The sequence below is a fragment of the Rothia sp. ZJ932 genome (assembly GCF_016924835.1).
GTDB lineage: Bacteria > Actinomycetota > Actinomycetes > Actinomycetales > Micrococcaceae > Rothia.
The window spans coordinates 1,725,010-1,735,734 of record NZ_CP070480.1; the positions used below are offsets into that span (position 1 = coordinate 1,725,010).

Annotated in this window: 8 protein-coding genes; 7 read left to right on the forward strand and 1 reads right to left on the reverse strand. The window is 56.3% G+C overall.

The annotated features are described in order from the left end of the window. Positions 1-169: 169 nt before the first annotated feature. The 3 genes from JR346_RS07885 to JR346_RS07895 all read left to right on the forward strand — a co-directional run bounded on the left by JR346_RS07885 (position 170) and on the right by JR346_RS07895 (position 5,188). A complete protein-coding gene (locus JR346_RS07885; protein WP_205482160.1) occupies positions 170-2,503 on the forward strand; it encodes an NAD-glutamate dehydrogenase domain-containing protein in 2,334 nt (777 codons plus the stop codon). Positions 2,504-2,599: 96 nt separating this feature from the next. Further along, complete coding sequence (locus JR346_RS07890) at positions 2,600-3,268, forward strand: nucleoside triphosphate pyrophosphatase (protein WP_205482161.1); 669 nt, start codon at positions 2,600-2,602, stop codon at positions 3,266-3,268. 123 nt (positions 3,269-3,391) lie between these two features. Beyond that, positions 3,392-5,188, forward strand: coding sequence for a biotin carboxylase N-terminal domain-containing protein (locus tag JR346_RS07895; RefSeq protein WP_205482162.1), 1,797 nt, complete (start codon positions 3,392-3,394; stop codon positions 5,186-5,188). Between the two features lie 83 nt (positions 5,189-5,271). Here the strand turns inward: JR346_RS07895 and JR346_RS07900 are convergent, their stop codons facing one another. After that, entirely contained in the window at positions 5,272-6,690 is a 1,419-nt protein-coding gene (locus JR346_RS07900) for an NAD(P)H-quinone dehydrogenase (protein ID WP_240333916.1), read from the reverse strand. A gap of 124 nt (positions 6,691-6,814) precedes the next feature. Here JR346_RS07900 and JR346_RS07905 point away from each other — a divergent pair, with 124 nt between their 5' ends. The 4 genes from JR346_RS07905 to JR346_RS07920 all read left to right on the forward strand — a co-directional run bounded on the left by JR346_RS07905 (position 6,815) and on the right by JR346_RS07920 (position 10,690). Then, a complete protein-coding gene (locus JR346_RS07905; RefSeq protein ID WP_204877355.1) occupies positions 6,815-7,654 on the forward strand; it encodes a purine-nucleoside phosphorylase in 840 nt (279 codons plus the stop codon). A gap of 6 nt (positions 7,655-7,660) precedes the next feature. Continuing rightward, positions 7,661-9,358, forward strand: coding sequence for a phospho-sugar mutase (locus JR346_RS07910; protein WP_370592576.1), 1,698 nt, complete (start codon positions 7,661-7,663; stop codon positions 9,356-9,358). Positions 9,359-9,385: 27 nt separating this feature from the next. Continuing rightward, entirely contained in the window at positions 9,386-10,078 is a 693-nt protein-coding gene (deoC, locus tag JR346_RS07915; protein WP_204877357.1) for a deoxyribose-phosphate aldolase, read from the forward strand. A 219-nt stretch (positions 10,079-10,297) separates the two neighbouring features. Continuing rightward, positions 10,298-10,690: a hypothetical protein gene (locus tag JR346_RS07920; RefSeq protein WP_205482163.1), complete on the forward strand. Its 393-nt coding sequence runs from the start codon at positions 10,298-10,300 to the stop codon at positions 10,688-10,690. The last annotated feature ends 35 nt before the right edge of the window (positions 10,691-10,725 follow it).

Here is a 10,725-nt window from a genome sequence, read left to right on the forward strand (position 1 = left end):
GATGAGGTGCATCAGTCTGCGTTCTACAGTGCGAGCGTAATAAACGCTGTAAATTTCAGGATGTGGACGTATTCTGGCTTGTCGTGGCCCAAAATTAATGAGATGCAGAGCACGGGACGTAAAATCACGAGTGCGAATCATTCCCAGATAACAGAAAGCGTCCGCCTCTATGCCTTCACACAACGATGAATTTACATCGCTCGCAGAGACCGTGAACTTTGCCCCGGAAGAAACCAATATTCTTCGTGCTTACTATCGTTACCTTCTTCAGCTCGGTCAGCATTTTGAAGCTGAAGCTGTCATCACCGCGCTGGCAGAGAACGCTGATATTACCCGCGATTTCATTAAATTTTTCACCGCCAGTTTTGATCCTTCCACTTCTTGCAGCATCGAAGAGCGCCTAGCCGCCCGTGCAGAAGCTGGCGAGCAGCTGAACCGAAGCATCCAAGCTCTTGATGCAGGTACATCACGCGAGATTCTCAGTGCCTACGCCGAGGTAGTACAGGCAACAGTGCGCACCAACTACTACCAGAACAAAGAAACACTCGCCTTCAAGCTGCGTCCCACCGAAATTTCTTTCGCTCCCTTACCGCGCCCCCTGTGGGAAATCTGGGTCTTCTCAGAAGCTGTAGAGGGTACCCATCTGCGCTTTGGCATGGTGTCACGCGGGGGTCTGCGCTGGAGCGATCGCCCCGATGACTTCCGCACCGAGGTCTTAGGTTTGGTCAAGGCTCAGCGCGTGAAGAACTCCGTGATTATTCCCAACGGTTCTAAGGGCGGTTTCTTCCCCAAGGGTCTGCCTGACCGCGACGCGGAGAAAGAACTGTACGCTCAGATGGGAGTTGATGCCTACAAGCTCTTCATCGGTTCATTGCTGGATGTCACCGATAACCTAGTGATTGATGATGGTCAAGAGAGCCTTGTTCACCCCGAAAACGTCATTGCTCTCGACGGGCAAGACCACTACCTGGTGGTCGCAGCAGATAAAGGCACCGCGACCTTCTCAGATATTGCTAACGGTATCTCCGTTGATCGCGGCTTCTGGCTGGGCGATGCCTTTGCCTCCGGCGGCTCAATCGGCTTTGACCACAAAGAAATGGGTATTACCGCCCGCGGTGCGTGGGAAGCTGTCAAACGTCATTTTGCGGCACAGGGTCACGATTCTCAGACTGAAGAGTTCACCATGGTGGGCATCGGCGGCATGGCTGGCGACGTCTTCGGTAACGGTGTGCTGCTATCACCGGCAATCCGCCTGGTGGCTGCTTTCGACTCACGCCACATCTTCCTCGATCCCAATCCCGATGCCGCCGCCACCTTCGCAGAACGCAAGCGTCTCTTCAACCTCCCCCGCGCCTACTGGTCTGATTACAACACCGAACTGATTTCTACCGGTGGTGGAATCTTCCGCAGGAATACTGAGAGCATTGAGATAACCCCTGAGGTACGTTCCGCTCTGGGCCTTGAAGATTCCGTTACTGCCCTGACCCCGCAGGAGCTGATTCGCGCAATCATTGCCGCTCCCGTTGACTTGCTCTACACCGGCGGTACCGGCACCTACGTCCGCGCTAGCAACGAAACTGACGCTGACGTTGCCGATCACACCAACGACGATATGCGTATCACCGCCGCTGATCTTCGCGTTTCGGTGGTTTCAGAAGGCGGTAACTTGGGGCTTACCCAACTCGCCCGTATCGAAGCGGCACAGCGTGGCGTCCTCGTGAATACGGACGCGGTCGACAACTCCGCAGGCGTTGAGACTTCAGATCACGAGGTTAATCTCAAGATCTTGGTGGACCGTCTCATCGCTGCCGGTGAGATTGAAGACGATGAACGTACCGCCCTCATTGAAGCTCAGGTTGAAGAGGTCGGTCTGCAGGTACTGGAATCTAACATTAACCAGAACATTCTCTTGCAGGCTGAACGTCTCGACGGTGGTGAGCTTCTAGCGATAGCGCCGGAGTACATTGCCTACCTGGTAGACAACGCCCACCTTGAACGTGATGTGGAATTCCTGCCCACCGATGCGGAGATCGAACGTCGCGCATCAGCAGGTGAGAAGCTCACCAGCCCCGAACTTGCAGTGCTTGCTGCCTACACCAAGCTGTGGCTGACCCAGGCGCTGGTGGAGGAAGACTTCGCAGAAGATGAGAGCCTTGCTGATGTGCTGGATCGTTACTTCCCCTCCCCCGTCACAGCCAAGTACAGCCCTCACTTCTGGTCGCACCCGCTGCGTCAGGCGATTATTTCCACCAAGGTCGCTAACGAGCTCATTGACTTTACCGGTATCGCATCGGTCTACCGTCTGGGCAAGGAGCTTAGCGCCTCAGCATCTGACATCGCCGGTGCCTATATGACGGTACGCGGTGAGAAGAACCTGGCGGAGCGTTTTGAAGAGATTCGCCAGCTGCCGGCTCACACCCCGCTCGATGGGTGGAGTAGCAAGGTTCAGGACGTTCGCGACACCATTATTGAGGGCATCCGCACCCAGCTTGCGAATAAATAACCACGTATAAAGCTACTCACTCGATCCCTCCATGCCGCCGCACCCCGTACAAGAGGTACGGCGGCATAAGTCTTTACGGGCGGTATATTGGGGGTCATGACTACTTCTGTTGCACCCCACCTTGTTCTAGCCTCAAGCTCACCGGCACGCCAGAAAATACTGACCGATGCGGGAATCGAATACAGCGTTATGGTCTCTGACGTTGATGAGGACGCGGTTCTGCGCCAGGCTCAAGAAACTGCCTATTCTCATGGACTCTGGGAGATTACCCCGGCGCAGACCGCCCAGCTTTTGGCTCAAGCAAAGGCGCAGGACGTTGCCCAGCAACTAGTAGCTACCCCGGACGCCGCCGCCGGCGCTCTGGTGCTGGGATGCGATTCGGTTTTTGAGTTTGAGGGTCGCCCCTACGGTAAGCCCCATACCGCCGAGGTAGCTACCCAACGTATAACGGCAATGCAGGGCAAGACCGGTATTTTGCACACCGGCCACTGGCTAGTAGATACCCGCACCGGTCAGCACACCGCCGAGTTGCGTAGCGCCACCGTGCATTTCGCGTCCATGAGCGAGGAGGAAATTACCGCATACGTGACAACCGGCGAACCCTTGTGGGTTGCGGGTTCTTTCACCATCGACGGGTTTGGTGCCGGTTTCGTTACAGGCATCGAAGGTGAGTTTCACACCGTCGTGGGACTCTCGGTGAACGCTTTACGGTCACTTTTAGCCAAAAACAGTGTTTCGCTGCCCGAAATTTGGAAAAAATCATAAATAATTTCAAAATAGAGACTTGAGACTAAGAACATCCGTATGTTCTTGACCGGTGTGCCTTGCTAACTGATAGATTCTCCCAGCGCGCCCGGGTACATCACAAGGGCCAAAAAGGAGCACTCGTTGACAACTGCTACTCATACCCACGTTGAGGGTAAACACACCGGGCCGGTTACCAAGGTTTTGATTGCTAACCGCGGTGAAATCGCGGTGCGCGTTATTAGAGCCGCGCGTGATGAAGGTATTAAGACCGTGGCGGTCTATGCTGATTCTGATCGCGATGCCCTGCACGTCGCCCTCGCGGACGAGGCTTTCGCTTTAGGCGGTGCCACCGCTGCCCAGTCGTACCTGGTGGTAGACAAGCTGCTGGATGTTGCAGCACGCTCCGGTGCTGACGCTGTTCACCCCGGATACGGTTTTCTTTCTGAAAACGCTGATTTCGCCCAAGCAGTCATCGACGCAGGTCTTACCTGGATTGGTCCTTCCCCCGATGCTATTAACCGACTCGGTGATAAGGTCGCAGCCCGCCACATCGCGCAGAAGGTGGGAGCGCCTCTGGTGCCGGGCACCGCTGATCCGGTGAACTCCGCTGAAGAAGTCTTCGATTTCGCTGAGAAGCACGGTCTGCCCATTGCTATTAAGGCAGCATTTGGCGGTGGCGGACGCGGCATCAAGGTGGCTCGCAAACGCGAAGACATCACCGAGATGTACGAGTCAGCGGTACGCGAAGCAACCGCCGCTTTTGGTCGCGGCGAATGCTTCATCGAACGTTTTTTGGATGCCCCGCGTCACGTTGAAACTCAGTGTCTGGCGGACGCGCACGGCAACGTTGTGGTGATTTCGACTCGTGACTGCTCCCTCCAGCGTCGCAATCAGAAACTCGTTGAAGAAGCACCCGCACCTTTCTTGAGCGACGAACAAAACGAGCGTCTCTACGAATCTTCTATCGCGATTCTGCAAGAAGCCGGTTACACCGGCGCAGGCACCTGCGAGTTCTTGGTAGGCACCGACGGCACTATTTCCTTCCTCGAAGTCAATACCCGCTTGCAGGTAGAGCACCCCGTCTCTGAAGAAATTACCGGTATTGATCTGGTACGCGAGCAGTTCCGTATCGCCAGGGGCGAAGAGTTGGGCTACGGCAGCCCCGCCCTGCGCGGTCACTCCCTAGAGTTCCGCATCAACGGTGAAGACCCGGGGCGCACCTTTATGCCCGCCCCCGGCACCATCGAAAAACTCAAAGTTCCCTCAGGCCCCGGCGTCCGCTGGGACTCAGGCGTGGAACAGGGCGACACCATTGGCGGCAACTTTGACTCCATGCTCGCCAAGCTCATCGTCACCGGCGCTACCCGCGCAGAAGCTATTCAGCGCGCTCGCCGTGCCCTGGCAGAGCTGGTTATTGAGGGCATGCCCACTGTGGTTCCTTTCCACCGCGCCGTACTTGAAGACCCCGCTTTCGCCCCTGAAAACGGAGAAGACTTCTCAGTACACACCCGCTGGATTGAAACGGACTTCAACAACACTATCCCGGCTTATGATGGTGCCCCCGGTAGCGTTGATGAAGCTGAGGACGACCGTCAGCGCGTTGTTGTAGAGGTCGGAGGTAAGCGCTTGGAGGTTGTCATCCCCGCTCTCGGTGGCGCGTCCGCCCCTGCGAAGCCCGCGGCAAAGCAGCGCAAACAGCGTTCAGCCAAGCAGACCAAGGCTTCGGGCAATGACCTTACCTCGCCCATGCAGGGCACCATCGTCAAGGTTGCTGTGCGCGATGGCGCTAAGGTTTCAGAGGGCGATCTGATTGTGGTTCTTGAGGCGATGAAGATGGAACAGCCTATCACCGCCCACAAGGCGGGTAAAATTACCGGGCTCAAAGCAAAAGCGGGCGAAACCGTAAGCGCGGGCGAGGTTATCGCCTCCATCAAATAACCCCAACGTCAAGAAGACAGGGGGGCGTCATTTTTTGACCTAAAAATGACGCCCCCCTGTCCTCTTGGCATTTAGTGGGGTCGTTAGAGCATCTGGTGCAGCTGGCGGGCTGCCTCTGAGATAGATCCGCTCAGTGAGGGGTAGACGGTGAAAGTTTCGGCGACATCGTCCACATGCAGTTTCTTATCGACAGCCAGCGAAATGGGGAAGATCAGCTCTGAGGCGCGTGGTCCCACTACCACTCCACCGATGACGGTGCCGGAGTGTTTGCGGGCAATAATTTTCACAAAGCCGTCAGTGGTTGCCATCATTTTCGCGCGGGGGTTGGTAGCCAGTGGCTGCTTGTAAATATCGGCCTGGTACTTGCCTTCCTGCACCTCTTTCTCGCTCACACCCACGGTCGCAATTTCGGGAGCGGTAAAGATGTTTGAGGCAACCTGGTGAACGCGTAAGGGTTTCACCGCATCACCCACCATGTGCGCCACAGCGATGCGTCCCTGCATCGCAGCAACGGACGCCAGCGGGTAAACACCGGTGCAGTCACCGGCAGCGTAAATATTAGCCTGGGAGGTACGTGAGACGCGGTCTACCAGAATGTGCCCGCTCTCGGTGGTTTCGATACCGACTTTCTCAAGCCCCAGGTTTTCTGTATTGGGAATAGAACCCACCGCAATCAAAACGTGAGAACCTGCTACCTTACGCCCATCGGCGAGGGTAACGATGACCCCGTCACCAGCTTCGTTATAAACAGCGTTCTCTGCACGCGAGCGCGGCATGACGGTCACGCCGCGGCGTTCAAAGACGTTTTCCAGCAGAACCGCCGCGTCCTCGTCCTCGCCCGGAAGCACGCGGTCGCGGGAGGAAATGAGGGTGACCTGAGCGCCCAGCCCGTTGTATGCTGAGGCAAATTCGGCGCCGGTAACGCCGGAACCGACCACGATGAGGTGTTCGGGGATTTCGTCGAGATCGTAGAGTTGGGTCCAGTTGAGGATGCGTTTACCATCGGGCTGGGCGGTGGGTAGTTCACGGGGATGGGTGCCGACCGCCAGCAGGATGTAGTCGGCAGTCAGATCATAGGAGAGTCCGTTGTCATCTTTGACGGTAACTGTGTGGTTGTCTTTGAGGGCTCCGGTGCCCGAGATGACTTTAACTCCGTTGCGTTCGAGGGCTCGTTTGATGTCTTTGGACTGCTCTGCTGCGAGTTTGAGCAAACGAGCATTGACTTTTTCAAGGTTGGTGCGTAGGGAGTAGTGATCGTCGCCATCGACGATTTCTATACCGAGTTCTTTAACCTCGCGAAAGCGGGTCATCAGGTCAGCGGATGCGATAAGAGTTTTCGAGGGAACAACATCGGTGAGCACTGCGGCACCACCCATTCCCTTGCGTTCGATGACGGTGACGTCGGCGCCCAGGTGGGCTGCCACGAGTGCTGCTTCGTAGCCGCCGGGTCCGCCGCCGAGAATAATGAGATTGCGCTTTGATTTATCGTTGTTGAGTACCACACCTTACATTGTGAGACATATTATAGGTTTACTCAACTTGACCGGGTGCGCTCTCTCTGGCGAGATGCGTTGAGGGTTCCACCAATCATCGATGCAAGCTAGGTGTCTTTGGTAGATTGGTGGTATGACTACTTCTGATTTCTCTGCGCTGGCAACGAACGATCCCGCGCACCCGGCTCTTGCTGCTGCTCGTGAGGCGGCGTCCTTCATTGCTGAAGCGACCGACGTTGAGCAGCACGATATTGCACTGACCCTCGGTTCTGGCTGGGGTGAAGCTGCTTCACTGATCGGTGAGGCTACCCATGTTCTTTCTGCTGATGAGGTTCCCGGTTTTCACAAGGCAGCTGTTGCAGGTCACCCCGGCACTCTCACCTCAATTCTGACGCCCTCTGGCAAGCGCGCGCTGGTTATTGGTGCCCGCACCCACTACTACGAGGGACGCGGCGTTGATGCGGTGGTGCATGGCGTTCGTACCGCTGCGGCTCTGGGTGCTAAAACCATGATTCTTACCAACGGTTGCGGTGGTCTCAACCCCAGTTTCCATGAGGGTATGCCGGTGTTGATTTCGGATCATATCAACGGAACTTTCACCTCTCCTCTCAAGGGCGCACATTTTGTCGATATGACCGATTTGTATTCCCTGCGCATCCGCGACATTGCCCGCGAGATTGACCCCACCCTTCTAGAGGGTGTGTACCTACAGCTGCCCGGCCCGCACTACGAGACTCCGGCCGAGATTAAGATGGCTCGTACCTGGGGTGCTGATTTGGTGGGTATGTCTACTGCGTTAGAGGCTATTGCTGCCCGCGCTGCCGGTCTTGAGGTTTTCGGTATTTCGCTGGTCACCAATATGGCAGCTGGTATTCAGGAAACTCCTCTGAACCACGAGGAAGTTCTTGAAGCTGGTAGGAACGCGGGCCCGCGTATTTCACGTCTTCTTGCTGATATTGTGGGCAAGCTCTAGGAGGGTATGATGACTGATTTTTCTCAGGTACTCTCGGACGCTCGCGCGTGGGTTGAGATTGACCCTGATGAGGTCACTCGCACTGAGCTGTCAGAGCTGATAGCAGCGGCTGAAGCTGATGAGAATTCACCCGCCGCCCGCGACCTTGCCGAGCGTTTTTCGGGCACTTTGCAGTTTGGTACCGCCGGTTTGCGTGCTGAGTTGGGCGCTGGTCCCATGCGCATGAACCAGGTTGTCGTATCGCGGGCAGCCGCTGGTTTAGCGCTCTACGCCACAGAGCGCGCGGAGAAAGAAAACTGGCAGAAGATTACTGCCGTGGTGGGTTTTGATGCTCGCTACAACTCCGATGTTTTCGCGCAGCTCACCGCGCAGGTCTTTACGGCTGCCGGCATTGAAACTACCCTTATGCCCGCTCCCCTGCCCACTCCCGTCCTGGCGTGGGCAACCAAAGAGTACGACGCTGAAATCGGCGTAATGGTTACTGCCTCGCACAACCCTGCAGCCGATAACGGTTACAAGGTCTACTTAGGTGGCAAAGCCGTAGGCGAGGGTGAGCGCGGTACCCAGATTGTTCCGCCTTACGATGCTGATATCGCCGCTTGCATTACCCGCGCCTCAGCCCAGTCCATCGAGCGAGCTGAAAACGGCTGGAAGATTTTTGGTACCAGTATCGCTGATGACTACGCGAAGATGGTGGGTGAGCTTGAAGAATCCCGTCCGCGCGATTTGTCGATTGTATACACCCCCGTTCACGGTGTCGGTGGTAAGACCCTGACCAAGGTTTTGAACCAGGCGGGTTTCAGCGATGTTCATGTAGTGGAAGCTCAGGCACAACCAGACCCCGATTTTCCCACCGCTGCCTTCCCCAACCCAGAAGAGCCCGGTGTACTCGATCTGGCTCTAGAGCTTGCTCGGGAAGTCGACGCCGATCTGGTGATTGCCAATGACCCCGATGCTGACCGCGCTGCTTTTGCTATTCAGGACGCCGGTGCCTGGCGGATGCTGCGCGGTGATGAGGTCGGTGCAATTTTTGGGGCGATTATGCTCAATAAAATTCAAGACCCCTCTCAGGCTGTTTTCGCTAATTCCATTGTCTCCTCGCGTCTTTTGGGCGCAATGGCAACTGCTAACGGGGTGGAACACCGCGAGACATTGACCGGTTTCAAATGGATTTCGCGTGTTCCGAACCTGACCTACGGCTACGAAGAGGCGCTGGGTTACTGTGTTGATCCTGCCCGCGTGCAAGACAAAGACGGCATTTCTGCGGCACTGGTTATGGCAGATTTCGCCCAGGACGTCAAAGACCGTGGCGGTTCTCTTGCCCAGGTACTGGCGGATATCGCCACCGAGTACGGTCTCTACGCCACTGACCAGCTCTCAGTGCGAGTGGAGGATTTGAGTCTCATTCAGAAGATGATGATGACCCTACGCACTCAAACGCCCACAGAGATTGCCGGTTCGCGCGTCGTTGAATATCGCGACCTCGCGAAGGGCTCTGAGCAACTGCCGCCCACCGATGGCTTGCTGTTCTTGACCGAGGACAACACCCGCGTCATCGTACGCCCCTCAGGCACCGAGCCCAAGCTCAAGTGCTACATCGAGGTAGTTACCCCCGTTGAATCCAGCCTCGATAACACCCGTCTAGCTGCCACCCAGCAGCTGATTCGTATCAAAGAAGACCTGGCAGCGGTGCTAGGACTTTGACGAACAACACTAAAGAAGGAAGATCTCATGACTGAATTTTCATCAGCCGAACTGGCTGCCATGATTGACCACACTATCTTAGCGCCCAACGCTTCTGAAGCTGACGTACTGCGTCTTGCCGATGAAGCACGCGAGCACGGTTTCGCCTCGGTCTGCGTGAATCCCGTGTGGGCACCGGTGCTGGCGAAGGCTCTCGAAGGCTCTGAGGTTCTGCCCTGCGTCGTTGTTGGCTTCCCTTTCGGCGCATCAGCACCGGTAGTCAAAGCTTTTGAGGCAAAGACCGCCGTTGAAGCCGGCGCACGCGAAGTTGATATGGTCATCAACATTGCCGCCGTTATCGCAGAAGATAAGGATGCGCTGGTTGAAGATATCCGCGCCGTAGCCGAGGCAACCCACGCCGGAGGTGCTCGTCTGAAGGTCATCATCGAGACCTCTTACCTCACCGATAAGCAGAAAGTTCTCGCCTGCACCGCAGCTGTTGAAGCCTGCGCTGATTTCGTCAAGACTTCTACCGGCTACTCCTCAGCGGGGGCAACCGTAGAAGATATTAAGCTCATGCGCGAAACCGTTGGCCCCGACATCGGAGTGAAAGCATCCGGTGGTATTCGCGACCGTGCAGCGGCGCTCGCTATGATTGAGGCAGGTGCCAACCGCATCGGTGCGTCTAAGGGCATTGAAATTATCGGTGCCAGCGCAGCAACTGCAGACGACACCTACTAAGATTCACCGTTACACGGGTGATACACGGTAAACGGACGCGCCGGGCTACCCTCAGCCCGGCACGTCCGCATCTCTACACCACCGATCAACGAGTCATCACCGTGATTAGCGCGGTTCACACTTTAGTTTCTTGCCGATCAGCCCCTATACTGTAACCAAGCACAATTTTCTTTGTGGGCTTCCTTGCGCCCGCAGCACACACGTAAAGAGGTACCTCTCATGGCTTCAGCAGAGCACGTACGCGCAGGCAGCGCCAACGCATCAGCCCACACCACAGCCTCAGCTGCGGGCATCCACCACACCAATGAATCAGAAGCTGAAAAGCGCTCCAACGTGGAGACCCTGGGTGTGCAGGAGGGCGACTACTTCAACGGCGGTCACCCCTACTACTCAGGTACTAAAGACCTGGGCGGCAGCATCGTCATGTTCGTTGTCTGCATGGCGATTCTGCTTGGCTCGCTGTGGGCTTTCGGCACCTATCCCGAGGGTGGTTGGATCTGGTTCACCGGCGGCATCCTTCTTTACGGTCTGACCTTCATCATTCCGACCCTCTTGCTGCCATCTAAGACCACCCACGCTAAAACCGATGGCGTGACCCCTGCAATGCGCTAACGCATCACGCAGTTCTACATTTATAAAAACCGGGC

What these genes read in the sequence shown, in the direction of transcription:
- JR346_RS07885 (WP_205482160.1), top strand. Translation starts at nt 170, where the DNA reads ATGCCTTCACACAACGATGAATTTACATCGCTCGCAGAGACCGTGAAC.
- JR346_RS07890 (WP_205482161.1), top strand. Translation starts at nt 2,600, where the DNA reads ATGACTACTTCTGTTGCACCCCACCTTGTTCTAGCCTCAAGCTCACCG.
- JR346_RS07905 (WP_204877355.1), top strand. Translation starts at nt 6,815, where the DNA reads ATGACTACTTCTGATTTCTCTGCGCTGGCAACGAACGATCCCGCGCAC.
- JR346_RS07910 (WP_370592576.1), top strand. Translation starts at nt 7,661, where the DNA reads ATGATGACTGATTTTTCTCAGGTACTCTCGGACGCTCGCGCGTGGGTT.
- deoC (WP_204877357.1), top strand. Translation starts at nt 9,386, where the DNA reads ATGACTGAATTTTCATCAGCCGAACTGGCTGCCATGATTGACCACACT.
- JR346_RS07920 (WP_205482163.1), top strand. Translation starts at nt 10,298, where the DNA reads ATGGCTTCAGCAGAGCACGTACGCGCAGGCAGCGCCAACGCATCAGCC.